Source organism: Nocardioides panaciterrulae (genome assembly GCF_013409645.1).
Classification (GTDB): Bacteria; Actinomycetota; Actinomycetes; order Propionibacteriales; family Nocardioidaceae; genus Nocardioides; species Nocardioides panaciterrulae.
The window spans coordinates 2,905,009-2,929,470 of the sequence record NZ_JACCBG010000001.1; the positions used below are offsets into that span (position 1 = coordinate 2,905,009).

The following is a 24,462-nucleotide window of genomic DNA, read 5'->3' on the forward strand; positions in this document are numbered from 1 at the left end:
CGACGTCCTGGCCTTCGTCGTTGCGGTGACGTTCCTGCGCTCACGAGTCTCGGACAGCCGCCACCGCCCGGGCCCCGCCCCGCTCCCCCGGGTCGGGCGGGGAAACCTCGGGCGCCCGGGACCGGAGCAGCCACCACAGGCTGCAGCCCGCCAGCAGGGCGATACTCATGGTGGCGCCCGCGAGCACGTCCGTGGGCCAGTGCACGCCCAGGTAGACCCGGCTCACGGTCACCAGGACCGCGACCGTCACCGAGACCAGCCCGGTGGCGATCCGGCCCCGGCGTCCGGCGTGGACGAGCGCGAGCAGCGCGAGCATGCCCCAGGCCGCCCACGCCTGCGTGGTGTGCCCGGAGGTGTAGGCCCAGCCCGACGCGGGCGCGATCCAGTCGGCCGCGGGCGGCCGAGCCCGGTGCACCCCCGCCGCGATGCCGGCGTGGAGCGCCACGGCGACCCCGTAGACGATGCCGGTCACCACGACCGGCCGCCAGGACCGCAGCCGCCACGACACGAGGCCGACGACCGCGACCAGCAACGGCACCACGACGGCGTTCGAACCCAGGTGCGTGGCGAGCCCGAAGAGCACGTCCAAGGAGTGCACGCGGTGCGCGACCACCCAGTCGTGGATGCCCCGATCGTCGCGGGCCAGCCCGTTGCCCGCCACGACGTCCTCGGTGAGACCGAGGAAGGTCCAGGTGGAGGCGACGAGCACGGCTGCGGCCAGGGTGGCCGGGAGCCCCCGAGGCAGCCGCGGGTCGAGCCGGCGCCCGATCGTGCCCGCGGCTCGCGGGAAGCGGGCCTGGGTCCGGCGAGCCAGGGGCAGGTCCTGCAGCCGCTCGGCCAGAGCCGCCCAGGAGACCCCGCGGGCCCGCCGCCACGCCGCACCCCCGAGGACGAGCAGCACCAGCGCCGCCAGGGCGACCAGCCCGATCCGGGATGCGACGTGCCCGACGTGGCGCCAGCTGCTGCCGCCCAGGTAGCCGAGGAGGACCGACAGCACCACCCACCCCGCCGCGCCCGCGACGTTGAAGACCAAGAACGTCGGGTAGCGCATCCTCGCCATGCCGGCGGCCCCGGGCACCATGACCCGCAACGCCGCGGTGAACCTGCCGACGAACACCGCGCGGCCGCCCCGGGCGGCCAGGTAGCGCTCCGCGCGATCCAGGTGGTCGAGCTTCACGAACCGCCCGAGCGTGCCCTCGACGAGCCGCCGCCCGTAGCGACGACCCACGGCGTAGCCCACGCTGTCGCCGACGACAGCGCCGACGAACCCGGCGGCCAGCACCGCGAACAGCGGCACCCGGCCCTGCTCGGCGAGCACTCCGCCGAGCAGGAGCGCGATCTCACCCGGGAACACGAACCCGACGAACGCGGAGGACTCCAACGCCGGCAGCGCGAACACCACCACGAGCACCGCCCATCCGGGCAGGCCGAGCACGATCGCCGCGACGCGGTCGGTCACCGGTCTTCACCGCCGGGCGCCGTGGCAGTCGTGGCACCGTCTCTCACGGCAGGCACGAGTGCCTCGGTCATCGGGGTCCGGCTGGGCGTCACCCCATGAACCTAGGTATCTGCGAATGAGCGCACCATGAAGCCCGCTCCGCCTCCACACCCCCGACCGGCGCGCCCCGCGTCCCGGCCACCGGGGAACACGGCCCGGCGTACCCTGATCCCCTCGCGCACCCGACGCCTGCCGGCGCGGGTGAACTCCGAGCTCTGGGAGGCCCGATCGTGTCCCGGTCCCTGACCTCGCCGCTGCGGTGGCCGGCCGCGGCCCTGCTCGTGGTGGTCGCCGCCGTCCACGTGCCGCTGGTGCCGGACCACCTCGAGGAGGCGCCCTACGTGGGGGTGCTCTTCCTCGCGCTGGCGGTGGTCAGCGTCGTCCTCGCTGCACTCCTGGTGACCAGGGACACCCGGCTGGTGTGGGCGGCCAGCGGGCTCGTGACGCTGCTGGCGCTCCTCGCGTTCGTGGCCTCGCGGACCGCGGGCCTGCCCGAGCTCGGCGACGACGTCGGCAACTGGACCGAACCACTGGGGTTCCCCGCCGTCGCGGCCGAGGCCGCAGTGTCGATCATCGCGGCCCGGACGCTGCGCCGCAGCCCCCAGGCGGTCCACCGGCGCGGCTGAGCCTGGCGCTGCGCCCCTCCGCCGCGGGGCCGACCCCCGATTCCGGCATGGCGCCGGACCGGGCGGGGTACGAGGACGACATGTTGACCCCGAAGCCGCGCGGTCCGCTCAGCGACGCGCTCTTCCCGGCCCTGCGCCATCAGCCGCGAGACCTCGGCGCCGTGCTCGAGCTCGAGCCGGACGGACCCGAGGACGAGCAGATCTCGTTGTGGACGCTCTACGAGCTCCACCACCGCGGCTTCGACGACGTCGACGACGAGCTGGAGTGGCATCCCGGCCTGTTGGCGCTGCGCCGACGGCTGGAGGCCTCGCTCGAGGGTCGGTTGCGGGACCGGTGGACCGCGCCGCCGCTGCCGGGGCCCGAGACGTTCGCCGAGGCGCTGTTCGCGTTCATCGAGGGGCACGACGGCGCCTCCCTGGCCTCCTACGTCCACCGCGAGGCCGACGAGGACCAGGTCCTGGACCTGTTCCGGATGCGGTCGGTCTACCACCTCAAGGAGGCCGACCCGACCGCGTGGGTGATCCCGCGGCTGGGCACCCGGCCCAAGGCCGCGCTGATGGAGCTGATGTACGACGAGTACGGCGCCGGCGACCCGAACCGCCTGCACAGCCACCTGTTCGTCCGTGGCATGGAGGCGATCGGGCTGCGCTCGGAGTACGGCTGGTACGTCGACGACGTGCCCCTGGAGGTCCTGGAGCAGAACAACGCGATGGCGCTCTTCGGGCTGCACCGCCGGCTGCGCGGCGCCGCCCTCGGCCACCTCGCGGCCTTCGAGGCGACCAGCTCGATGCCCTCACGCCGGATGGCCCAGGGGCTGGCCCGACTGGGGATGGCGCAGGAGATGATCGACTACTACGACGAGCACGTGGCCGCCGACGCCGTGCACGAGCAGCTCGCCGTACGCACCATCTGCGGTGCGCTGGTCGAGGAGGAGCCGGCCCTGATCGACGACGTGTTCCTCGGGGCGTTCAGCTGCCTGGACCTCGAGGACCGGGTCGCCCGCTCGCTGCTCGCGTCGTGGGCGGCATGAGCACCCCGCGCCCGGCCGGGGGTCGGGGCGAGCCGGCCGGCGCACCGTCGGCGGAGGAGACCGGCCACCCCGACGTGATCCTCTGCCCCGGCGGGCCGATGCTGCTGCGCGGCGACCACGTCGTCACCGACGAGGACGGCCGCCGCCATCGCACGACGCGGCCGGTCAGCGCGGTCTGCCGCTGCGGCAAGTCCGCGATCAAGCCGTGGTGCGACGGCACCCACAAGGTGCTGCCGCCGCAGGCACGCCCCTGACGCGGGCCGCCTGCCCCGTCCGCGAGGTCACGCGGTGAGCGCCACCAGGACGCCCCGGGCGAAGCTGCGGGTCTCCCGCACCCGCAGCCGGCTGCTCCCCCGCAGCTCGCGGGCCAGCTGGCGCGCCTGCGCGGCGGTGCCGATCTGGAGCAGGGCCGCTCCCCCGGGCTGCAGGTGCCGGTCGGCGATCAGCCAGCACTGCCGGGCGAGCGCGAGGCCGTCGGAGCCGCCGTCGATGGCGAGCAGCGGGTCCGCGGGGAACCGGCCGGTCTCGGCGCTCGGCACCCACGGCGGGTCCGCGATGACCAGCGAGAACCGTTCCTCGGGCGCGAGCACCGCGTCCATCGCGCCCTCCCGGACCTCGACGAGGTCGGCCAGTCCGGCGCGCTCGGCGTTGGCCCGCGTGTAGTCGCAGGCGATCGGGTTGAGGTCGACACTGACCAGCGGCCGGGGCTCGTGGGAGATGGCCAGCAGCCCGATCTGGCCGGCGCCCGCGCAGAGCTCCAGCACCGGCGCGTCCGGCGCGTTGCGCAGCAGCTCGGCCGCCCAGCGGGACTGGGCGACGGTCCACGGCCGCGGCTCCAGCACCCGGTCGTCGAAGTCGATGATGAGGTCGCCGAAGCCGCTGCTGCGAGCCACGACCGAGTTCCCGAGTCCGGTCATGCTCAGCAGGTACCCGGTGCCGGGGTCGGTCACACCTGCGCGCCGGTGTCCGACTGCGCGTCCGGACCGGACCCGGCATGCTGGCGCCATGGACATCGACCAGGCCCTCACCACCGCACGCCACCACCACCGCTCCACGCTGGTCACCCTGCGTCGGGACGGCCGGCCACAGCTCTCCAACGTCCTGCACGGCGTCGACGACACCGGGCTGATCCGCATCTCCACCACCGCCGACCGCGCCAAGTACGCCAACCTCCGGCGTACGCCGTGGGCCGCGCTGCACGTCAACGGCGACGACTTCTGGTCCTACGTGGTGCTCGAGGGCGACGTCGAGCTCTCCGAGGTGGCCGCCGCCCCCGACGACCCGGCGGTCGAGGAGCTGGTCGACCTCTACCGCTCGCTCTCGGGCGAGCACGAGGACTGGGAGGACTACCGCGCGGCGATGGTCCGCGAGCAGCGGGTCGTGGTCCGGATCCGCCCGACCTACGCCTACGGGCTGCTCCGCTGACGCCTCCCGCCCCGGGTGTGCCCCGGCACCCGGGGCGGGGTCGTCACATCCGCTGCTCGGCCCGGTCCCCCGCCCAGTCGGTGTGGAACGTGCCCTCGCGGTCGGTGCGCTGGTAGGTGTGCGCGCCGAAGTCGTCGCGCAGCAGCTGGATCAGCGCGGCGGGCAGCCGGTCGCGCCGCAGCGCGTCGAAGTACGCCAGCGACGAGGAGAACGCCGGCACCGGGACACCGGCCCGGACCGCGGTCGCCACGACCCGGCGCCAGGCCTCGAGGCCGTCGCGCACCGCGTCGGCGAAGTACGCCGCGGTCAGCAGCGTGGTCAGGTCGGGCTCCTCGGCGTACGCCTCGCGGATCCGGTCCAGGAACTGCGCCCGGATGATGCAGCCGCCGCGCCAGATCGTGGCCAACTGCCCGAGGTCGACGTGCCAGCCGTGCTCGCGGGCGCCGGCGGCGAGCTGGTCGAAGCCCTGCGCGTAGGCCACGACCTTCGAGGCGTAGAGGGCCGCTCGGACGTCGTCGACGAACGCCTCACCGGCCCCGTCACCCGGCCCGTCACCGGCGGCGGCAGGGGCGTCGGCGAACGCCGCCCGCGCCGCGGCACGCTGCTCGCCGTGCCCGGAGAGGCTGCGGGCGAAGGTCGCCTCGGCGATGCCGGTCACCGGTACGCCGAGGTCGAGGGCGCTCTGCACGGTCCAGCGGCCGGTGCCCTTCTGCTCGGCCTCGTCGCGGACCACGTCGACGAACGGCGTGCCGTCGGGGTCGGTGTGGGTCAGCACGTCCGCGGTGGTCTCGATCAGGAACGACTCCAGGTCGCCGTCGTTCCAGTCGCGGAACACCTCGGCGATCCCGGCCGGCTCCAGCGCGGCGACCTCGCGCAGCAGGTCGTAGGACTCCGCGATCAGCTGCATGTCGGCGTACTCGATGCCGTTGTGCACCATCTTCACGAAGTGCCCGGCGCCCCCCGCGCCCACGTGGGCGCAGCAGGGCGTCCCGTCGACCTGGGCCGCGATGCGCTCCAGGATCGGCCCGAGCCGCTCGTAGGCCTCGTCGGAGCCACCGACCATGATCGAGGGGCCGCGCAGCGCGCCCTCCTCGCCGCCGGAGACCCCCATGCCGACGAAGTGCAGCCGCCGGTCGGCCAGTGCGGCCTCGCGCCGGATCGTGTCGGTGTAGTGGGCGTTGCCGGCGTCGACGACGATGTCGCCCTCGTCGAGCAGCGGGACCAGCTCGTCGAGGACGGCGTCGGTGGGCTCGCCCGCCTTGACCATCACGACGATCGCCCGGGGACGCTCGATCGAGGCGACGAAGTCCTCGAGGCTCTCGGAGCCGACGAAGTCGCCGTCGCCGCCGAACTCCTCGAGCAGCGCGGTCGTCCGCGCCGCGGTCCGGTTGTGCACGGCGACCCGCTGCCCGTCGGGCGCCAGGTTGCGGGCCAGGTTGCGGGCCAGGTTGCGGCCCATCACCGCGAGTCCGGTGACTCCGATGGTGGCCAGCTGTTCAGGCACGGTTCTCCTCTGCTCGACGGTGGATGGGGCGGGTGGTCGGTCGGGGGTCCCGAGCCCGCGGTCAGCGTCGCGAGCCGGCGTCCTCGCCCGCGCTCGAGCCGTTGCCGTTGCCGTTGCCGTTCTCGAGGCGGATCCGGCGGCCCTTCTCGACGTCCTTGCGCTGCTTCTTCTCCGCCTTCTTGATGTTGCGGTCGTCGCGCGGCGGCAGCTGGATGCGCTCCTCGGCGGCGATGCCCGCCTGCAGCTCGCGGCCGCGCTCGAGCTCGGCGTCCAGCTCGGCCCCGAAGAGCAGCGCGAGGTTGGTCAGCCACAGCCACAGCAGGAACACGATGACCCCGGCCAGCGAGCCGTAGGTCTTGTCGTAGGAGGAGAAGTGGGAGACGTAGAGCGCGAACAGCGCCGACACGACGATCCACCCGACGATCGCCACGCCGGCACCGACGCTGAGCCACCGGAACCGGGGCTGGCGCACGTTCGGCGTGGACCAGTAGAGGATCGCGACGATCAGGCCGATGATCAGCAGCATCACCGGCCACTTGACGATGTTCCAGGCGTTGACCACGGTCGAGCCGAGGCCGAGCTGGGCGCCGATCGCCCCAGCCACCGGCCCGGACACCACCAGCCCGACCATCGTCACCGCGGCCAGCACGACCAGGAGCGCGGTGACCAGCAGGACCGTCGGGCGCAGCTTCCAGATCGGTCGCCCCTCCTGGATCTCGTACATCCGGTTCATCGCGCGGCCGAACGCCCCGACGTAGCCCGAGGCCGACCACAGGGCGCCGAGGAGTCCCAGCACCAGCGCGAGGCCACCGCCGGGGGTGTTGCTGAGGTCCGTCAGGATCGGCTTGATCGTGTGAGCCTGCGAACGGGCACCGATCTGCCTGAGGATCGTCACGATGGTGTCGACCGAGTGCTGGCCCTGACCGACGAGGCTGACCAGCGAGAGCAGCGCGATCGCGGCGGGGAACATCGCCAGCACGGCGTAGTAGGTGAGCGCGGCAGCCAGGTCGGTGCACTGGTCCTTGGAGAACTCGCGCAGCGTCTTGCGTGCGACGTAGTGCCAGGACCGCTTGGTCAGCGCCAGGGGCGAGTCGGGGTCGGAGTCGTCCTCCACCCGGTCGGCGGGGACGTCACGCGAGTGGGCTGCATGGCTCATACCGGACTCGTACCCCCCGCCAGCGCTCGCCACACCGATCGGTGCCCGGGGCGGCTCACCCCCGCAGCGTCCACCGTCGGAACCGGGCGTGCGCCAGGGCGGCCCGGGCCGCGTTGCGGCCGGCGGCCCCGTGCACGCCCCCGCCCGGGTGCGCTGAGGCCGACCCGAGGTAGAGGTTCTTCACGGGGGTCTCGGCCCGCCCGGAGCCCGGCACCGGCCGGAACACCAGCTGCTGGTGGAGCTGGGCGGTGCCCCCGTCGAGCGCGCCCCCGATCAGGTTGGCGTCGCGGGCCTCGAGCTCACGCGGGCCGAGGATGCGGCGGGCCAACACCCGGTCGCCGAAGCCCGGCGCCAGCTCCTCGACCCGGGCCTGCATCCGGTCGGCGAAGCGCTCCTTGTCGGCCTCGTCCCACACGCCCCGGACGCCCCCGTCCCCCGCGTCGGAGACCGTCTGCTGGGGCACGTGGGTGTAGGCCCACGCCGACTCGGTGCCCGCCGGGGAGCGGGTGGCGTCGGTGGTGGTCATCTGGCCGGCCAGCATGAACGGCCGGGCGGGGATGCGCCGGGAGGCGACCTGGGCGAGCGCCTCGTTCATCTGCTCGACCGAGTCCGCGACGTGGAAGGTGCCCGGCGCGTACGCCGGCTCCGCGGCCCACGGGATCGGCCCGGAGAGGGCCCAGTCGACCTTGACCGTGCCCGGGCCCATCTCGAAGTCGCGCATCCGGTCCAGGGTGCGCCGGGGCAGGTGCTCGGCCGCGACCAGGCCGCCGTACAGGTGCGGGGCCGCGACGTCGGCGACGACCGCGTGCCGGGCCGCGAAGGCCTGGCCGTCCCGGGTGCGCACGCCCACGGCGCGGCCGTCGCGGACCTCGACCGAGGCCACCTCGGCGCCGCACCGGACGTCGCCGCCGCGGTCGGTGAGCCGGCGGGCCAGCGCCCGGGAGAGCTCCCCCGCGCCGCCCTCGGGCACCGGGAACCCCACGGTCTGGCCGAGCATCGACATCAGCAGCCCCATCAGCCCGGACCCGGGCGCGTCCAGGGGGATGTCGGCGTGACCGGCGTTGCCGGCCAGCAGGATCCGCGGAGCCTCGCCGCCGAACCGGGCCCGGCCGAGCTCGACCACCGGGGTCAGCAGCGTCTTGACGAAGTCCAGGCCCCCGACCCGGGGCAGCCGGGCCATCGTGCCCAGCCCGTAGCGCACCGGCGGGAACGGCGAGAGGAAGGCGCCGATCACCTGTTCGCCGATCTTGTCCCACATTGCGCAGAGGTCCAGCCAGGCCTCGCCGTCGCCGGCGTGCTGCTGGTCCATCAGCGTCGCGGTCACCTCGCGGTCGCGGTGCAGCAGCGCCCAGCGGGGCTCGCCCTGAGCGTCACCGGGGTCGCGCCCCGGCAGCCGCCCGAGCAGGTGGCCCAGCACGGCGGGCGCGTGCCGCCAGGTGACGCCGTACCGCTCGAGGTCCAGCGCCAGCAGCGCCGGCGAGGCCGCCGCCAGCGGGTAGAAGGCGCTGAACGTGTCGTGGACGAAGTCCGGGTGCACCTCCCGGTCGCTGCGCACGGCCCCGCCGACCTCGGGCTGGGCCTCCAGCACCAGCACCGACCAGCCGGCGTCCGCGAGGTGGTTGGCGGCGGCGAGACCGTTGGGGCCGGCGCCGATCACGATCGCGTCGTGTTCGCTGCTCACCCGCTCACCCGTCGCCCCGGCGGGCCGCCCGCCGCTCGGCGAGGAACGCCAGCCGGCGCAGGCTCTCGGTGTTGCGCCAGGCGATGAGCGGGGCACGCACCGGCTTCGGCACGATCTTCGCCGGGCCGGAGGTGACGTCCTCCAGCATCAGCACCTCGGTGCCGCCCTCGACCTCCCGCAGCGTCAGCTCCACGTCGGCCTCGCCGGGCGGCCAGCCGCGGGCGCGCAGCAGCAGCCGCCGGCCCGGCTCGCACTCGAGGACCTCGGTGTTGTCGTTGATCACCAGCGGCCACACGCCCACCGAGTGGTGCAGCAGGCTGCCGGCGGCGGGCCAGTCGTCGTCGACCTCCCGCATCCGGGTCGCGCCGACCACCCACAGCGGGTAGAGCCAGCCGTCCGCCAGCACCGCCCAGACCCGGTCCGGGGTGGTCGCGATCACGCGCGTGTTGTGGCTCATGCCTTCTAGGTACCCCGCCGGGGCGGGATCCACCCACGGCCGAGGGACCTCACAGGTAGAGACCGGTGGCCTCGTCGCCGAGCCGGTCGGCGGCCACCGCGTGCACGTCGCGCTCACGCATCACGACGTACAGCTCGCCGTGCACCTCGACCTCGGCCTTGTCCTCGGCGTCGAACAGCACCCGGTCCCCGACCTCGACGGCGCGGGCCTGCGGGCCCAACGCGACGACCTTGGACCAGGTCAGGCGGCGGGCGCCCATCGCCGCGGTCGCGGGGATGACGATGCCGCCGGAGGAACGACGCTCGCCGGACTCGCGGTCCAGCTCGACCAGGATCCGGTCGTGGAGCATCTTGATCGGGGTCTTGTCGCTCACGGGCGGCAGCCGGGTCAGCGGGAGATCTTGCGGATCACCGCGAACAGCACGACCACGCCCGCGACCGCGCCGACGGTCTTGAGGATGTTGTCGGTGCGCGGCCGGCCGGTCTCGAGGTCGACGTAGTGGGCCTTGACGCTGTTGACCTCGCGGCTCACGATCGTCTTCGGGTGGGCGCGGTAGAGCAGCTGATCGATCGTGACGGCCAGGTGCTGGCGCGTCTCTTCGATCTCGCGCTCGAGGGAAGACATCTCGTTGCTCACCCGCGCAGGCTACCAACCGGTTCGCGGAGTCGGTCCGGTGTCCTAGGGTTTCGCCCATGGAACGGCTCTCCCCCGGTGACACCGCCCCCGAGTTCACGCTGACCGACGACCGCGGCGAGCAGGTCGCGCTCTCGGACCTCCTGGGCCGCAAGGTGATCGTCTACTTCTACCCCGCCGCCCTGACGCCGGGGTGCACCAAGCAGGCGTGCGACTTCAGCGACTCCCTCGAGTCGCTGAGGGCCGCGGGCTACGAGGTGCTCGGCATCTCGCCGGACAAGCCCGAGAAGCTGGCGAAGTTCCGCGAGAAGGAGGGGCTGACGATCACCCTGCTCTCCGACCCCGACAAGCGGGTGATGCAGCAGTACGCCGCGTTCGGCGAGAAGAAGCTCTACGGCAAGACCGTCGAGGGGGTCATCCGCTCCACCGTCGTGGTCGACGAGGACGGCAAGGTCTTCCTCGCCCAGTACAACGTCAAGGCCACCGGCCACGTCGCCAAGCTGCGCAAGGACCTCGCGCTCAACAACGCCGAGGAGGAGCCGCACAACGGCGCCTGATGTCGGTGGTCCGGCCTAACGTCCGGGCATGGGCAAGGGCGTGTGGCGGAAGTACACCGAAGAGATTTTGCGGGATGCAGTGTCCCGTTCCACATCTGTAGCCGGTGTCTTGCGGGAGCTCGGTTTGAATCAAGCCGGTGGAACTCATGCTCACATCAGCCGGACCATCAAGGCGTTTGGGATCGACACCTCCCACTTCGTGCGTTTCCAGGGAGGCGGGAGTCGACCGCGTCTCACAGCCGACCAGTTGCTCGTGCGGATCCCGAGGGGATCGAAGCGGACAAAGCCGCCGTTGTTGCGTCGCGCCCTCGACGAGATCGGCAGGGAGAGACGTTGTGTGCTTTGTGGGAACCCCGGCTTCTGGCAGGGCAAACCACTTCGGCTCGAGATCGATCACATCGACGGTGACTACCACGACAACGAAGCCGAGAACCTGAGGTACCTCTGCCCCAACTGCCATACCCAAACTGACAACTTCAGCGGGCTCAGCCGTGGCAGGTACAGCCAGGTGGCCTGGCCGGGGCTCTCAGGTGGCACTCCAGCCGACCGCGAGGGGGAAGACTCCTAGAATCACGACGCCAGCCGAAGTGGTGGAACAGGCAGACACGCGGCACTTAGGATGCCGTGCCTTCGGGCGTGGGGGTTCAAGTCCCCCCTTCGGCACAGCTGGTCAGCTCCCGTGCAGGACGCGGTCGACCTCGACGACGAGCACGCAGTCCCCCCAGGTCGACGGGTTGCCGTGCCGGCGCTCGTACGCCGTGCGCGCGGCAGCGAGCAGGTCCGCGTCGTACCGGATCCGGGCCTTGCCCTCGACGCTGACCCACGTCGTACGCGTGTGCTCGGCCAACGAGGCGCGGCCGGTGGCGAGCACGTTGCGCACCTTGACGGAGTCGCGCCGGGTCAGGACCCAGAAGGCCTCGTCCTGACGCATCGCCTTGACCGGCACCAGGTGCGGGCTGCCGTCGGGGCGCACGGTGCCGAGCGTCGCGAGGCGCGGTTCGGCCCAGAACTCGTCCAGGTCCGGTGGGATCACGGCCTGACGCTAGGACCTCCAGCGCGCTCGAGGTCAACCTCGGGTCATCACGGCGTCCGGCTGGCATCCTGACGCCATGCGCACCAGCCGGCTCGAGGCGTTCAGCGACGGCGTGCTCGCCATCATCATCACGATCATGGTGCTCGAGCTGCACGTGCCGGACGGCCCGCGGCTCGCGGACCTCGCCGACTCAGCGACCGGCTTCCTGACCTACGTGCTGAGCTTCGTCTACATCGGCATCTACTGGAACAACCACCACCACATGTTCCAGCTGGTCCGCCGGGTGAACGGCACGGTGCTCTGGGCGAACCTGCACCTGCTGTTCTGGCTCTCGCTCTACCCGTTCACCACGGCCTGGATGGACGAGACCGACCTGGCCCGCACTCCCCTGGTCGCCTACGGCCTGAACCTGCTCGCGGCCGCCCTCGCCTACTACCTGCTGCAGCTGGCGATCTTCCGCGCTGAGGGGGCCGACGGGCTGCTGCGCGAGGCCGTCGGGCGTGACGTCAAGGGCAAGGTCTCGCCGCTGATCTACCTCGCCGGCACCCTGGCCGCCTGGCTCGCCGGCTGGCCGGCCCTGGTGTTCTACGCCGTGGTCGCCGCGATCTGGCTGGTCCCCGACCGGCGGATGGAGTCGTACGTCGCCGAGCACGGCCTGACGGAGTAGCTCCCGGCCGCGCGACGGTGGCGGTGAGTCCTCCACCGATCCCGACCAGAAATCGGTGGCTCACCCACCGCCGACCCCCGCACCGAGCCCCGGCCCGACACCGAATGCCGACAAACCGCAGCCGACCCGCCCCGAAAACTGCGGTCTGTCGCCATTCCGCAACCACCCCCGACTGCCAGACCAAGCCACTCCCGACCGGACCCGGGCCCACCCGCCAGCGGTGAGTCCTCCACCGATCCCGACCAGAAATCGGTGGCTCACCCACCGCCGACCCCCGCACCGAGCTCCGGCCCGACACCGAATGCCGACAAACCGCAGCCGACCCGGCCCGAAAACTGCGGTCTGTCGCCATTCCGCAACCACCCCGGACCAGACCTGCGGCCGGCCCCGGACCAGACCCAGGCCAGACCCAGGGCCCAGCGACGTCAGCCCGCGACGGCCTTGGCGACCCGGGGCGCGATCTCGCGCAGGGCTCGGCCTCGGTGGGAGATCCGGTCCTTCTCGGCGGGGTCGAGCTGGGCGGAGGTGAGGCCCTCCGCGTCGTGCTCGTCGGCGACGAAGAGCACGTCGTAGCCGAAGCCGCCGGTGCCGCGCAGCTCGCGGATCACCCGGCCGGACATCCGGCCCTCGACGACCTCCTCGCCGCCGGGGTGGACGAACGCGATCGCGCACGCGAAGTGGGCGCCCCGGCGCTCGTCGGGGACGTCGGCGAGCTGCTGGAGCAGCAGCTCGTTGTTGCGGGGGTCGCTCTTGGGCGTGCCGGACCAGCGGGCCGAGAGCACCCCGGGCATGCCGTTGAGGGCGTCGACGCAGAGGCCGCTGTCGTCGGCGAGCGAGGGCAGCCCGGTGGCGGCGAACCCGGCCCGGGCCTTGAGCAGCGCGTTGCCCTCGAAGGTGGGCTGGTCCTCGACGGGCTCCTCGTAGCCGTCCACGTCGTCGATGCCGAGGACGTCGAGGTCGGGGGCGTGCTCACGCAGGATGCGCTGCATCTCCTCGATCTTCTTGCGGTTGCGCGAGGCGAGGAAGACGCGGCTCACGTGGACAGCACCTCGGACTGCAGCCGGGTCAGGTCGGCGCAGCCCTTCTCGGCCAGCGCCAGCAGCGCGTCGAGCTCGGTCCGGTCGAAGGCGACGCCCTCGGCGGTCCCCTGCACCTCCACGAACTTGCCCTCCCCGGTCATCACGACGTTCATGTCGGTCTCGGCGCGCACGTCCTCCTCGTAGGGCAGGTCGAGGCGGGGCACGCCGTCGATGATGCCGACGCTCACCGCCGCGACCGACCCGGTCAGCGGTTCACCGGCCAGCGCCCCGGAGGACCGCAGGTGGGTGATCGCGTCGGCGAGCGCGACGTACGCGCCGGTGATCGCGGCGGTGCGGGTGCCGCCGTCGGCCTGCAGTACGTCACAGTCGAGGACGATCGTGTTCTCCCCGAGCGACTGGTAGTCGATGACCGCGCGCAGCGACCGGCCGATCAGGCGGCTGATCTCGTGGGTCCGCCCCCCGATGCGACCCTTGACCGACTCGCGGTCGGAGCGGGTGTTGGTGGAGGCCGGGAGCATGGCGTACTCCGCGGTCACCCAGCCGAGCCCGGAGCCCTTGCGCCAGCGCGGGACCCCCTCGGAGGCCGACGCCGCGCACAGCACCCGGGTCTTGCCGAACTCCACCAGCACCGACCCGGCGGCGTGGTCGAGCCAGTGGCGGGTGAGGGTGATCGGACGGAGCTCGTCATCGGAGCGGCCGTCGGCGCGTGTCGTCATGCCCGGCACGATAGCCGGGCTACTTCACCTCGGTCCGCAGCACCCGCCACACCCCGACCACCAACGGGAGCACCAGCCAGAGCAGCCCGGAGACCACCAGCTGGGCCCACTCCTTGCCGGCCATCCCCTGGTCGACGATGAGCGGGGCCTGGGCGGCGTTGAAGTCGATCCACGGCTGCAGCTGGCCGAACCAGTGCATCAGCGCGGCGCCGAGCTGGAACAGGCCGGGCAGCACGAAGGAGTAGACGAAGAACACCACGATCCCGGCGGGCGTGTTCAGGAACAGCATGCCGAACGCGAAGCCGGTGGACATGCCGAACACGTGCAGCAGCAGGAAGCCGAAGAGCTGGCGCACACCGATCGACCAGACCACGTCGTTGCCCGAAAGCCCGCCGTAGAGCAGGTTCGCCAGCACGCCCAGCAGCAGCCCGATCACGACGGCCACGACGGCCACGAGCAGCACGCTGACCAGCTTGGCCGCCACCACGCGCTGGCGCGACGGCTCCAGCGCGAAGGTCACCATCGCGGTGCGCTGGCTCCACTCGCTGGTGATCGACATGACGCCGAGCACCGGGAGCAGCACGCCCATGGGGGTGTTCATGGCCACCAGGAAGTCGCTGAAGCGTACGACGAGGTCCTGCGCCACCACGACCGCGAGCTGGATGACGAGCACCAGCGCGGTCAGCGCCGCGATGGAGATCAGCAGCCAGCGCCCGGCGCGGGTGTCGGCGAGCTTGCGGCCCTCGAGGCGCACCAGCCGCGAGAACGGGATGGCGGACGTGCCCGAGACGTCGAGGCGGGCGGGGAGGGCAGCGGTCTGGCCGGTCATGCCGGGGCTCCTTCGGTGGTGGTCTCCCGCTGGGTGTCGGCGGTGAGGGAGAGGAACAGGTCCTCGAGGCCACCGTCGGCGGCCCGCAGGTCGGTCAGGACGATCGCGCGCTCGGCGGCCACGCGGCCGACCTCCACCGGCTCCGCCTCCACGCGCAGCCCCTCGCCGGCGCCGCTGACGGCCAGCCCCTTCTCCTTCAGGCCGGTCGCGAGCGCCTCGTTGTCCAGCGCGGTCACGAAGGTGGCGCTCTTGCCGGCCCCGGCCATCAGGGACTTCCGGTCGCCGCGGGCCACGATTCGGCCGCGGCCGATCAGGATCATCTCGTCGGCGATGATCTCCACCTCGTGCAGCAGGTGGCTGGACAGCAGCACGGTGCCGCCGCGCTCGGCATACCCCTTGAGCAGGCCGCGCATCCAGCGGATGCCGGCGGGGTCCAGCCCGTTGGCGGGCTCGTCGAGGATCAGCACCGAGGGGTCGCCCAGCAGGGCGTGGGCGATCCCGAGCCGCTGGCGCATGCCGAGGGAGTAGTTGCGCACCCGGCGCTTGGCCTCCCGCTCGTCCAGCGAGACCAGCGCGAGCATCTCGTCGACCCGGGAGGACGGCAGCCCCATCGCCAGGGCGCCCAGGGTCAGGACCTCCCGGCCGGTGCGGCCGGCGTGCTGGGCGGAGGCGTCGAGGAGGACGCCGACATGGCGCCCGGGGTTGGGGATGTCGCCGTAGTGCAGCCCGCCGATCGTCACCTCGCCGCGGGTCGCGGGGGTCAGCCCCACCATGATCCGCATCGTGGTGGTCTTCCCAGCGCCGTTGGGCCCCAGGAAGCCGGTGACGGTGCCGGGCCGGCACTCGAAGCTGACGTCGTCCACGGCGGTGAACGCGCCGTACGTCCTGGTGAGCCCCTCGACCTTGATCATGGGCTCAACCCTGCCGTACGCCGCCGACCGCCGCATCGTGCTGCGGCACGTGTCGCGGGTGACCAAAGTAGCGTCCTGACCGCGACGCCGGCAGCCTGCGCGCCGACCGGGCCTGCGCCTAACCTCATCTCGTGGATCGCCCGACCCCCGACCAGTGCCAGCCGGCGCTGACCCCCGCCCGCCACGCCTGGCGGATCCTGGGCGCGCTGGTCGTGGTCGGCATCGCGTGGGGCCCAATGCTCCCCCGCCAGCTGCACCACCACGGCCTGCTCGCCCTCGACCTGGGCTGCGGCGCGGTCGGGTTCGCGCTGGTCGTACGCCGGCGGCGGTGGCCGCTGTCGGTGGCGCTGGTCACCGCCGCGCTGGGCGCGGTCTCGGGGATCGCGGCCGGGCCCGCGGTGCTGGCGGCGGTCTCGGTCGCGACCCGGCGCCGGCTGTGGCAGGTCGCGCTGGTGGGGCTGGCCAACGTGGTCGCCGGGATGGTCGTGGTGCGCGTCCAGCCGACCGACCAGACCCAGCCGATGTGGCTCAACCTCACCGTGACCGCGGTCTTCACGATCGGGGTGCTCGGCTGGGGCATGTACCTCGGCTCGCGCCGCGAGCTGATCTGGACCCTGAAGCACCGCGCCGAGCGGGCCGAGGCCGAGCAGTCGCTGCGCGTGGCGCAGGCGCGCGGCAACGAACGCGCCCGGATCGCCCGGGAGATGCACGACGTGCTCGCGCACCGGATCTCGCAGATCTCGCTGCACGCGGGGGCCCTGGCCTTCCGCGAGGATCTCGGCGCCGAGGAGATGCGGGCCAGCGCCGGGGTGATCCGGGAGAAGGCGCACGAGGCGCTCACCGACCTGCGCGGCGTGCTGGGGGTGCTGCGCGACGCCGGGACCGGCGAGCTGCTCGGCGCCCCGCAGCCGACGTACGACGACCTGGTGGAGCTGGTCGCCGAGGCCAGGGACTCGGGGCTGAACGTGGACTTCCACGACCAGCTCGACCCCGACGACGACCCGATGCCGGAGGTGGTCGGGCGCACCGTCTACCGGATCGTCCAGGAGGGCATCACCAACGCCCGCAAGCACGCGCCGGGCAGCCACCTGACCATCCGGGTGAGCGGGTCCCCCGGCGAGGGGGTCGGGGTGGTGCTGCGCAACCCGCTGGGCTTCGGCACCGCGACCCCGGGTGCGGGCCTGGGGCTGGTCGGCCTGACCGAGCGCGCGGAGCTGCGCGGCGGCCGGCTGGAGCACCGGCGGGACGGCTCGTCGTTCGTGCTCCAGGGGTGGATACCGTGGGCGACGTGACGACGCGGGTGCTCATCGTCGACGACGACCCGCTGGTCCGCTCGGCGCTGGCGCTGATGCTCGGCGGGCAGTCGGACCTGGAGGTCGTCGGCGAGGCCGGTGACGGCCGCGAGGGCGTGGCGCTGGCCCGCCGTCTCGACCCCGACGTGGTGCTGATGGACATCCGGATGCCCCACCTGTCCGGGCTCGACGCGACCCGGCAGCTGCACGCGGAGCCCGGCCCGCCCCGGGTGATCGTGCTGACGACCTTCGACGCCGACGACCACGTGGTCGGCGCGCTGGGCGCCGGCGCCGACGGGTTCCTGCTCAAGGACACCCCGCCCGCCGAGATCCTCGACGCGATCCGCAAGGTCGCCGACGGCGAGCCGATGCTCTCCCCCTCGGTGACCCGGACGCTGCTGCGCCGGCTGCGCTCGGACCACGCCGACGGGCTGGCCGCCGAGCGGCTCTCGGCCGCGCAGGAGCGGCTGGGCCGGCTCACCGGCCGGGAGCGCGACGTCGCGCTGGCCGTCGGCCGCGGGCTGACCAACGCCGAGATCGCCGGCGAGCTGTTCCTCTCGGTGCCGACGGTCAAGGCGCACGTGTCCCGGCTGTTCGAGAAGCTCGAGGTCACCAACCGGGTGCAGATCGCGATCTGCGTCCACGACGCCGGCCTGGCCTGACCCCGGCCCGGCCGCGCCGCTCGGCGGGTCACGGGCCGACAACGGGTCACGGGCCGATAACAACGTCACAACACCTGGTCACGGGCCCAGCGTGACCCCGGTTGCGTCGCCCCGTGGCCCGGGACACGGTGGGAGGCCTCGCGACGAAAGGAGCACCGATGCTCACCCTGACCGAGAACGCCCGCGACATCCTGCGGAAGGTTCCCCACCAGCCCGAGCTCGGCCCCGGCGCCGGACTGCGCATCTCCCGGTCCCAGGCCGGGGACGGCGTGTTCCTCACCTCGCTCACCCACGCCCCGCGGCGCGGCGACGAGGTCCTCGACGACGACGGCGCCCGGGTCTTCCTCGGTCCGCTGGCGGCGGAGCGGTACGACGGCGGTCGCCTCGACGCCCGCACCGACCCGCAGGGCCGCATCGAGTTCGTGGTCCGGCGCGCCTCCTGACCCCTCAGCCCTGATCCACCGACGATGATGCTGGGGCGCTGAGTTCTGGGGTCGGTGGTGTTCCGCGGTGATAGGGGCGTGGGTGATCGGCCGGTCTGTCCGGCTCTTCCACTTGGTCCTCGGGTTGTGCCGTCTTCGGCTGGGTGGTCAGGTCGTGGCGGCTGCTGGTGGCCCTGTTGCGACCGACCACAGCGAAAGCCATGCCGGTGCCCATGGCCAGTGCTCGGGTAGGTGCAGCACGAGGCGCCTACTGGTGGATGCGATCCGGGCGGGGACGTTGATGATCCGGCTGCGCAGGGTCGCCCAGCGGGCCTTGGCCTGCCCGGCCGCCACCGCGGCGGCGCGGGCGATGTTGAACGCGATCACCGCGTGGGCCAGCCAGGCTGCGTTCGCCGCGTACTTCCCGGACGGCAAGTGCGCCAACGGTCCGTCCTTGAGCTCGGCTATGACCTGCTCGACGATCGCGTGGTCGCGGTGGGTCTGGTCGGCCTTGACCAGGCCCAGGGTGGAGTTGGTGATGAACGCGTGGTGGCGGAAGGTCGCGAACAGCTCGCCCTGCTCGGTGCCATCGCTGGCCAACGCCTGCAACCTCTTGACGCGTCGCACGACCAGGCGGCAGGTGACGTGCTCGGCCTTGCGGCGTCCGGTGAACGCGACGAACGGCACTTCGGCGACCTCGGCGTCACTGATCCAGCGCTGTTCGGCCTCCTCGAAGACCGCGTGGGGGTAGGCGATCGGTTCCCACGCGTCCTCGCCGATGCTGGTGATCGCGGCCTTCACGGTCGCGGTCATGCGTGCGGTCACGCTGAACCAGGCGCCGTGGCGCAGCGCGGTGGCGACGAACGCGTGGCCGTAGTAGGCCGAGTCCGCTCGGGCCAGGATCCTGGCCCTGACGCCGGCCTTGCGGGCGGTGCTGATGGCCTGGGCCAGCAGCCGTCCCGCCCCGGCCGCCGAGGCGACGTTGCCGCGACGCAACCGGGCCCGGGCGATCACCGGCGCCGCGGTCGGACTCGAGAGGACCGCGAGCTGGGCGTTCAACCCCCGCACCCGCGAGTAGCCATAGGCGGCGCCCTGTTTGGCGTAGCCGTGGACCTCGCGGATCGTGTCGTCGACATCGAGGAATGCCAGCCCGTCGAGCGTGGTGGCGCCCGCGAGCAGCCCCGGGACCCTGCTCGCTGAGCCCGGCCAGGACCCGGGAGGCGACCGCGTCGACCTGCTGAACGTGACCGTGGGTGAAGGAGCGCAGGAACGTGCCAAGTGTCGAGGGTGCCCGGACCCCGACGAAGACCCGCCCCACCCGCCATGACGGAGCAGATCGAGATCATCGATGCAGTCCGCCCCGGCCAGCATCCCCCCGATCACACTGACCGACTTGGCCACCGGGTTCGGCGACGCGACTCGCAGCCGCCCGGTGAGGAGGTCATGCAGACCCGCCGACTCGGCCAGCCGCAGCGCCGGCACCAGACCCGCGGCCGACACGAGATTCGGATCGTCGAAAACAGGCCGCACGGCGTGAGAGGCTTTCACTTACGAGGTGTCCCTTGCTCGGCGATCGAATCTTGGTGTGGTAACTCAGATTCTCCCGCCCAGCAAGGGCATTCTCGTTCTACGCCACGCTCACACGCCGACCCTCATCGGTGGATCAGGGCTCAGCCGACCAAGGCAGCAAGCGCGTAGCCCCCCGCAATTTCGTAGGGACGGCTTCGTCAAGCTCAGTTCTTACCCGGAATCGCGAATGCGTGCGCGATACCCACCAACTTGTCTATCGACACACCCGAGGCCGACAGAAGTTTCACGGCTTCGTCGTCATGAACGACGATGACCTCATTCGAGTATTCGCTACTGACGGCGGGCTGGATGAGCATCGGGTTTCCGTGCAACTCCTGGATGCTCCCACCTGGCCCGAGCAAATCGTCGAATCCCGTGCTCGGATCGAAGCCTGCCCACCCCGACTCCAGAGTGACGAACACGGCCTGAGCGCCTTGTCCGAACCCGAAATAAGGGGCCTGGCCACACGTCCACGCGTCGGTGGGCCGACCTTCTGACAAAGGCAGCCAATCGGGCTTGTCGCTACTCGCTGCGGCCTCGTCGACCGCAACCTGTGCCGCGTTCGCGCACGGCTGCCCGGGCTTCAGGTCGGCACGCGTCAGAAAGGCATCCATCCGGGCGTTGTACGGCCGCGAGTCAACGGCCCGAGCCCCCCCCGGTGACGGCCTTCGGGTCGGGTCGTAGGGACGAAGCCGTCGCGTAGCCGACGACCGCGAGAGTGACGGCGAGTCCAACTCGAACTGAGACTCGCATCCATCGAGCCTGCATCATTGCGTCACCACGTTCCCCGTATGACCATCCACGATATCGAGTTTCCAATCTGAATCATTGTCGCTGTAAAGGCTAAGGGTGTTCCACACTGTCCACCCGTTGCCTTCGTGGAACTCATTCAGATCGTGAAATTTAGCCTTACCGGGATCGTCGCTCTTACGTTCCGTGCCCACCGCGTTATAGCCTTGGGTGAAATCGTATGAATGCGTTCCCAACGAGGTTCCATTCCAGAAGAACTGGTAGGTGTTGGCTGTGTTTACGTCCGACACCGAGTAGGTATCGAACGTGTCATCGTCCGGGTGATAGGTCGTGAAGGCAGTGCACTGGGCCACCCCGCCCTCGCTGTGACCTTGTCGGAAAACCGTCGGGTTGATGTAAAAGTGCGTATCTGATGCATCGCAGGCGTTCCAGCCAATAAAGATCCCGACCTCTGCGTCTGACAACTTGTCAGTCGAAAGCACTTAGGCACTGCTGATCCGCTCGCACTGCGCAGAACCGGACGGCGCCCAGATGCTAGCCTCGGTTCCCTTCGAGTTGTTGTCGAAAGACGAGCCAGCGTATTCCCAGCCGACTACGGACTTGTCCGCGTTCGAAATGCAGGATTTGGAATCATTTGCCGCGGAGGCGGGTGAAGCCAGCCATCCGACCATAAACCCCGCGAACAGGATCGTGCTGGCCAACAGTGGCAGCGCGAGCCTGCTCTCGGCGCTGCGCCCGTGGCGCATTGTCGGCTCTTCTTACTTCAGGTGGGGGTGGCTGAGCCCGCCGCCGATGAGCAGCATGCGTAGGCGGTAGTTCTCGCGGTTGCGGAATCCTCTGGCCACGCGTCGATGGAGCTCGATCAGGCCGTTGATGGCCTCTGTGCCGCCGTTGTTGGATCGGCCGGTCTCGAAGTAGGCCAGGAACGCCTCTTTCCAGCGCTTCAGTGTGCGACCGAGTCGGGCCATCTCGGGGACCGGGCAGGTCGGGAACGAGTCGAGGATCTTGGTCGCGATCTTGCGGCCCTCGGCCGGATCGGGGTGGCGGTAGGCGGTGCGGAGTTGTTGGGCGCACGACCAGGCGATCCAGACCTGCAGGTGCTCATCGGGTCTGGCTGCGATGGCTTTCTCGAATCTGGCCCACTGCTTGTCGGTGAGCTTCTCCGCGCCCGCGCGCAGCAGTTTCTGGATGCCGTAGAGCGGGTCGCCCTTGCGGCCGCGGCGACCCAGGGTCTCTTGCTGGACCCGGCGCCGGCACTCATCGACCGCGGCGGTGCCGAGCTTCACGACATGGAACGCATCAACCACCGCGACGGCGTCCTCGAGCTTGTCGTCGATCGCGGTCTTGTAGCCCTGGAAAGGGTCCAGGGCGGCGACCTTCACGCCGTCGCGGAAGGCGTTGCCGCGTTCTTCGAGCCAGTCGGCGTAGGCCTTGCCGGATCGGCCCGGGACCAGGTCGAGCAGCCGCGCACGCACGCGTCCTTCCTGGTCACGACTCAGGTCGACCATCCCGGTGAGCTCTTTCGGGCCGCGGCCGCCGTCCTTGATCGGTCTGGTCGAGACGTGGTGCCAGATGTGTTCGTCCACGCCCAGGCTGGTGACGTTCTCGAAGCGTGCCGGGTCGACGGCCATGGCCTCGAGCAGCGGCTCGATCGAGCGCCATAGCGTGCGCCAGGTCGTGCCGAGCTGCCGCGCGAGGCCGGCGACCGAGGCGTGCTCGCGGCGGAGCTGGTTGATCGCCCACCAGCACGCACGCACCGTCAGCAACGCCCGCGGGCCCGCCAGATCCTCGCGCTGTTCGGTGAACGACCTGGCCGTGCACTTCTCCTCGCCGCAGCGCCACGTTCGTTTGCGCCAGACCAGCCGGACCGGGCGCCCGAAGCAGGGCACGTCGATCAGGCGCACGTCGCGTCGACCGTGGCTGTGTGCGATCACCCCACACCTACGACAGCCCGTCGGCTCAGGCGGTGTCTCGACAACGACACGGACCGCGCCGGCGTGTTCGCCGACGCCGATGACGTGGAACCCATCGAGGCCGACGAGGAGGTCACACCGGTCGCAGTAGCAGGAGCGTTGAGAACGTGGGCGCGCGCGGTCGCACGCCGTAGGCTCGAGCATCGTCGAGGCCTTTCGGTCGGTCAGCTTGGTCGCTACCGATCCTGGAAGGCCTCGACCCCTGTCTGGGTCAGGCGCTCAGGTCGTGTCGCTCACTGCCCCCACCGCAGGTAAGAAGAGCCGCATTGTCGTTCTTGTCATGCAATCTCCCCCGTACGTTGTTTGGGAGGCAGAGTTTGTCGCCCGCATATCGGCTTGTCAACGGCCTCAGCCCCGCGTGTCCAGCCGACCTCCGCCTTGCCCAGGTGTTCTGGCTCAGCCCTGATCCACCGACGATGATTCTGGGGCGCTGAGTTCTGGGGTCGGTGGTGTTCCGCGGTGATAGGGGCGTGGGTGATCGGCCGGTCTGTCCGGCTCTTCCACTTGGTCCTCGGGTTGTGCCGTCTTCGGCTGGGTGGTCAGGTCGTGGCGGCTGCTGGTGGCCCTGTTGCGACCGACCACAGCGAAAGCCATGCCGGTGCCCATGGCCAGTGCTCGGGTAGGTGCAGCACGAGGCGCCTACTGGTGGATGCGATCCGGGCGGGGACGTTGATGATCCGGCTGCGCAGGGTCGCCCAGCGGGCCTTGGCCTGCCCGGCCGCCACCGCGGCGGCGCGGGCGATGTTGAACGCGATCACCGCGTGGGCCAGCCAGGCTGCGTTCGCCGCGTACTTCCCGGACGGCAAGTGCGCCAACGGTCCGTCCTTGAGCTCGGCTATGACCTGCTCGACGATCGCGTGGTCGCGGTGGGTCTGGTCGGCCTTGACCAGGCCCAGGGTGGAGTTGGTGATGAACGCGTGGTGGCGGAAGGTCGCGAACAGCTCGCCCTGCTCGGTGCCATCGCTGGCCAACGCCTGCAACCTCTTGACGCGTCGCACGACCAGGCGGCAGGTGACGTGCTCGGCCTTGCGGCGTCCGGTGAACGCGACGAACGGCACTTCGGCGACCTCGGCGTCACTGATCCAGCGCTGTTCGGCCTCCTCGAAGACCGCGTGGGGGTAGGCGATCGGTTCCCACGCGTCCTCGCCGATGCTGGTGATCGCGGCCTTCACGGTCGCGGTCATGCGTGCGGTCACGCTGAACCAGGCGCCGTGGCGCAGCGCGGTGGCGACGAACGCGTGGCCGTAGTAGGCCGAGTCCGCTCGGGCCAGGATCCTGGCCCTGACGCCGGCCTTGCGGGCGGTGCTGATGGCCTGGGCCAGCAGCCGTCCCGCCCCGGCCGCCGAGGCGACGTTGCCGCGACGCAACCGGGCCCGGGCGATCACCGGCGCCGCGGTCGGACTCGAGAGGACCGCGAGCTGGGCGTTCAACCCCCGCACCCGCGAGTAGCCATAGGCGGCGCCCTGTTTGGCGTAGCCGTGGACCTCGCGGATCGTGTCGTCGACATCGAGGAATGCCAGCCCGTCGAGCGTGGTGGCGCCCGCGAGCAGCCCCGGGACCCTGCTCGCTGAGCCCGGCCAGGACCCGGGAGGCGACCGCGTCGACCTGCTGAACGTGACCGTGGGTGAAGGAGCGCAGGAACGTGCCAAGTGTCGAGGGTGCCCGGACCCCGACGAAGACCCGCCCCACCCGCCATGACGGAGCAGATCGAGATCATCGATGCAGTCCGCCCCGGCCAGCATCCCCCCGATCACACTGACCGACTTGGCCACCGGGTTCGGCGACGCGACTCGCAGCCGCCCGGTGAGGAGGTCATGCAGACCCGCCGACTCGGCCAGCCGCAGCGCCGGCACCAGACCCGCGGCCGACACGAGATTCGGATCGTCGAAAACAGGCCGCACGGCGTGAGAGGCTTTCACTTACGAGGTGTCCCTTGCTCGGCGATCGAATCTTGGTGTGGTAACTCAGATTCTCCCGCCCAGCAAGGGCATTCTCGTTCTACGCCACGCTCACACGCCGACCCTCATCGG

The 24,462-nt window shown here is 71.4% G+C and carries 28 protein-coding genes and 1 tRNA gene; 11 read left to right on the forward strand and 18 right to left on the reverse strand.

Going from position 1 to position 24,462, the window contains the following annotated elements; genetic code table 11:
* Positions 1–40: 40 nt before the first annotated feature.
* On the reverse strand, positions 41–1,459 hold the full coding sequence (locus BJZ21_RS13800; protein ID WP_179664276.1) for a VTT domain-containing protein: 1,419 nt from the start codon (positions 1,457–1,459) through the stop codon (positions 41–43).
* 269 nt (positions 1,460–1,728) lie between these two features.
* Between BJZ21_RS13800 and BJZ21_RS13805 the strand changes: the two genes are divergently transcribed.
* The 3 genes from BJZ21_RS13805 to BJZ21_RS13815 all read left to right on the forward strand — a co-directional run bounded on the left by BJZ21_RS13805 (position 1,729) and on the right by BJZ21_RS13815 (position 3,409).
* Positions 1,729–2,124 carry a hypothetical protein gene (locus BJZ21_RS13805; protein ID WP_179664277.1) on the forward strand — a complete coding sequence of 132 codons (396 nt, stop codon included), beginning with the start codon at positions 1,729–1,731 and terminating at the stop codon, positions 2,122–2,124.
* Between the two features lie 80 nt (positions 2,125–2,204).
* The gene (locus BJZ21_RS13810) at positions 2,205–3,155 is read left to right on the forward strand and encodes an iron-containing redox enzyme family protein (protein ID WP_179664278.1); all 951 of its coding nucleotides are present in this window, start codon (positions 2,205–2,207) and stop codon (positions 3,153–3,155) included.
* Positions 3,152–3,409 carry a CDGSH iron-sulfur domain-containing protein gene (locus tag BJZ21_RS13815; protein ID WP_179664279.1) on the forward strand — a complete coding sequence of 86 codons (258 nt, stop codon included), beginning with the start codon at positions 3,152–3,154 and terminating at the stop codon, positions 3,407–3,409. Before BJZ21_RS13810 ends, BJZ21_RS13815 begins: the two co-directional genes overlap by 4 nt.
* A 27-nt stretch (positions 3,410–3,436) precedes the next feature.
* On the opposite strand, the gene BJZ21_RS13820 is transcribed toward BJZ21_RS13815, so the two are convergent.
* Positions 3,437–4,072 carry an RsmD family RNA methyltransferase gene (locus BJZ21_RS13820; RefSeq protein WP_179664280.1) on the reverse strand — a complete coding sequence of 212 codons (636 nt, stop codon included), beginning with the start codon at positions 4,070–4,072 and terminating at the stop codon, positions 3,437–3,439.
* A gap of 88 nt (positions 4,073–4,160) precedes the next feature.
* Between BJZ21_RS13820 and BJZ21_RS13825 the strand changes: the two genes are divergently transcribed.
* Positions 4,161–4,580: a PPOX class F420-dependent oxidoreductase gene (locus BJZ21_RS13825; RefSeq protein ID WP_179664281.1), complete on the forward strand. Its 420-nt coding sequence runs from the start codon at positions 4,161–4,163 to the stop codon at positions 4,578–4,580.
* Between the two features lie 43 nt (positions 4,581–4,623).
* Here BJZ21_RS13825 and gndA read toward each other — a convergent pair whose 3' ends face one another.
* The 6 genes from gndA to BJZ21_RS13855 all read right to left on the reverse strand — a co-directional run bounded on the left by gndA (position 4,624) and on the right by BJZ21_RS13855 (position 10,014).
* Positions 4,624–6,084 (reverse strand): NADP-dependent phosphogluconate dehydrogenase, encoded by a 1,461-nt coding sequence (gndA, locus tag BJZ21_RS13830; protein WP_343052140.1) that lies wholly within the window; start codon positions 6,082–6,084, stop codon positions 4,624–4,626.
* 61 nt (positions 6,085–6,145) lie between these two features.
* Positions 6,146–7,240: a YihY/virulence factor BrkB family protein gene (locus BJZ21_RS13835; protein ID WP_179664282.1), complete on the reverse strand. Its 1,095-nt coding sequence runs from the start codon at positions 7,238–7,240 to the stop codon at positions 6,146–6,148.
* Between the two features lie 55 nt (positions 7,241–7,295).
* Complete coding sequence (locus BJZ21_RS21800; protein WP_179664283.1) at positions 7,296–8,921, reverse strand: FAD-dependent oxidoreductase; 1,626 nt, start codon at positions 8,919–8,921, stop codon at positions 7,296–7,298.
* A 4-nt stretch (positions 8,922–8,925) separates the two neighbouring features.
* Positions 8,926–9,378 (reverse strand): SRPBCC family protein, encoded by a 453-nt coding sequence (locus BJZ21_RS13845; protein ID WP_179664284.1) that lies wholly within the window; start codon positions 9,376–9,378, stop codon positions 8,926–8,928.
* Between the two features lie 49 nt (positions 9,379–9,427).
* Positions 9,428–9,727 (reverse strand): GroES family chaperonin, encoded by a 300-nt coding sequence (locus BJZ21_RS13850; protein WP_179665701.1) that lies wholly within the window; start codon positions 9,725–9,727, stop codon positions 9,428–9,430.
* 38 nt (positions 9,728–9,765) lie between these two features.
* Complete coding sequence (locus tag BJZ21_RS13855; RefSeq protein WP_343052141.1) at positions 9,766–10,014, reverse strand: DUF3618 domain-containing protein; 249 nt, start codon at positions 10,012–10,014, stop codon at positions 9,766–9,768.
* Positions 10,015–10,070: 56 nt separating this feature from the next.
* Here BJZ21_RS13855 and bcp point away from each other — a divergent pair, with 56 nt between their 5' ends.
* The 3 genes from bcp to BJZ21_RS13870 all read left to right on the forward strand — a co-directional run bounded on the left by bcp (position 10,071) and on the right by BJZ21_RS13870 (position 11,231).
* Complete coding sequence (bcp, locus tag BJZ21_RS13860) at positions 10,071–10,568, forward strand: thioredoxin-dependent thiol peroxidase (protein ID WP_179664285.1); 498 nt, start codon at positions 10,071–10,073, stop codon at positions 10,566–10,568.
* 28 nt (positions 10,569–10,596) lie between these two features.
* Entirely contained in the window at positions 10,597–11,136 is a 540-nt protein-coding gene (locus tag BJZ21_RS13865) for an HNH endonuclease signature motif containing protein (RefSeq protein ID WP_179664286.1), read from the forward strand.
* 13 nt (positions 11,137–11,149) lie between these two features.
* Positions 11,150–11,231, forward strand: a tRNA-Leu gene (locus BJZ21_RS13870).
* A gap of 7 nt (positions 11,232–11,238) precedes the next feature.
* Here BJZ21_RS13870 and BJZ21_RS13875 read toward each other — a convergent pair.
* Positions 11,239–11,601, reverse strand: a complete 363-nt coding sequence (locus BJZ21_RS13875; RefSeq protein ID WP_179664287.1) for a pyridoxamine 5'-phosphate oxidase family protein — start codon at positions 11,599–11,601, stop codon at positions 11,239–11,241.
* 76 nt (positions 11,602–11,677) lie between these two features.
* Here BJZ21_RS13875 and BJZ21_RS13880 point away from each other — a divergent pair, with 76 nt between their 5' ends.
* The gene (locus BJZ21_RS13880) at positions 11,678–12,268 is read left to right on the forward strand and encodes a TMEM175 family protein (protein ID WP_179664288.1); all 591 of its coding nucleotides are present in this window, start codon (positions 11,678–11,680) and stop codon (positions 12,266–12,268) included.
* 425 nt (positions 12,269–12,693) lie between these two features.
* Here BJZ21_RS13880 and rdgB read toward each other — a convergent pair whose 3' ends face one another.
* From rdgB to BJZ21_RS13900, 4 genes are read right to left on the reverse strand one after another with little or no spacing between them, the layout of a single operon-like run.
* Positions 12,694–13,305, reverse strand: a complete 612-nt coding sequence (rdgB, locus tag BJZ21_RS13885) for an RdgB/HAM1 family non-canonical purine NTP pyrophosphatase (protein ID WP_179664289.1) — start codon at positions 13,303–13,305, stop codon at positions 12,694–12,696.
* Positions 13,302–14,024 (reverse strand): ribonuclease PH, encoded by a 723-nt coding sequence (rph, locus tag BJZ21_RS13890; RefSeq protein WP_179664290.1) that lies wholly within the window; start codon positions 14,022–14,024, stop codon positions 13,302–13,304. Before rph ends, rdgB begins: the two co-directional genes overlap by 4 nt.
* A gap of 19 nt (positions 14,025–14,043) precedes the next feature.
* The gene (locus tag BJZ21_RS13895; RefSeq protein WP_179664291.1) at positions 14,044–14,853 is read right to left on the reverse strand and encodes an ABC transporter permease subunit; all 810 of its coding nucleotides are present in this window, start codon (positions 14,851–14,853) and stop codon (positions 14,044–14,046) included.
* Positions 14,850–15,764, reverse strand: a complete 915-nt coding sequence (locus tag BJZ21_RS13900; RefSeq protein WP_179664292.1) for an ATP-binding cassette domain-containing protein — start codon at positions 15,762–15,764, stop codon at positions 14,850–14,852. The genes BJZ21_RS13895 and BJZ21_RS13900 overlap by 4 nt, the downstream gene beginning before the upstream one ends.
* Before the next feature lie 131 nt (positions 15,765–15,895).
* On the opposite strand from BJZ21_RS13900, the gene BJZ21_RS13905 reads away from it, so the two are divergent.
* From BJZ21_RS13905 to BJZ21_RS13915, 3 genes are all read left to right on the forward strand, one after another.
* Entirely contained in the window at positions 15,896–17,056 is a 1,161-nt protein-coding gene (locus BJZ21_RS13905; RefSeq protein WP_343052142.1) for a sensor histidine kinase, read from the forward strand.
* Positions 17,053–17,718 carry a response regulator gene (locus BJZ21_RS13910; protein ID WP_343052143.1) on the forward strand — a complete coding sequence of 222 codons (666 nt, stop codon included), beginning with the start codon at positions 17,053–17,055 and terminating at the stop codon, positions 17,716–17,718. The genes BJZ21_RS13905 and BJZ21_RS13910 overlap by 4 nt, the downstream gene beginning before the upstream one ends.
* Positions 17,719–17,876: 158 nt before the next feature.
* Positions 17,877–18,161: a Fe-S cluster assembly protein HesB gene (locus BJZ21_RS13915; protein ID WP_179664294.1), complete on the forward strand. Its 285-nt coding sequence runs from the start codon at positions 17,877–17,879 to the stop codon at positions 18,159–18,161.
* Positions 18,162–18,308: 147 nt separating this feature from the next.
* On the opposite strand, the gene BJZ21_RS13920 is transcribed toward BJZ21_RS13915, so the two are convergent.
* The 5 genes from BJZ21_RS13920 to BJZ21_RS13940 form a co-directional block, all read right to left on the reverse strand.
* Positions 18,309–19,688, reverse strand: a complete 1,380-nt coding sequence (locus tag BJZ21_RS13920; RefSeq protein WP_218851501.1) for an IS1380 family transposase — start codon at positions 19,686–19,688, stop codon at positions 18,309–18,311.
* Between the two features lie 185 nt (positions 19,689–19,873).
* Positions 19,874–20,323, reverse strand: coding sequence for a hypothetical protein (locus BJZ21_RS13925; protein WP_179664296.1), 450 nt, complete (start codon positions 20,321–20,323; stop codon positions 19,874–19,876).
* Between the two features lie 153 nt (positions 20,324–20,476).
* The gene (locus BJZ21_RS13930; protein WP_179664297.1) at positions 20,477–20,941 is read right to left on the reverse strand and encodes a hypothetical protein; all 465 of its coding nucleotides are present in this window, start codon (positions 20,939–20,941) and stop codon (positions 20,477–20,479) included.
* 276 nt (positions 20,942–21,217) lie between these two features.
* Positions 21,218–22,576: an ISL3 family transposase gene (locus BJZ21_RS13935; protein WP_218851431.1), complete on the reverse strand. Its 1,359-nt coding sequence runs from the start codon at positions 22,574–22,576 to the stop codon at positions 21,218–21,220.
* 395 nt (positions 22,577–22,971) lie between these two features.
* Complete coding sequence (locus BJZ21_RS13940) at positions 22,972–24,351, reverse strand: IS1380 family transposase (protein ID WP_218851501.1); 1,380 nt, start codon at positions 24,349–24,351, stop codon at positions 22,972–22,974.
* Between the last annotated feature and the right edge of the window lie 111 nt (positions 24,352–24,462).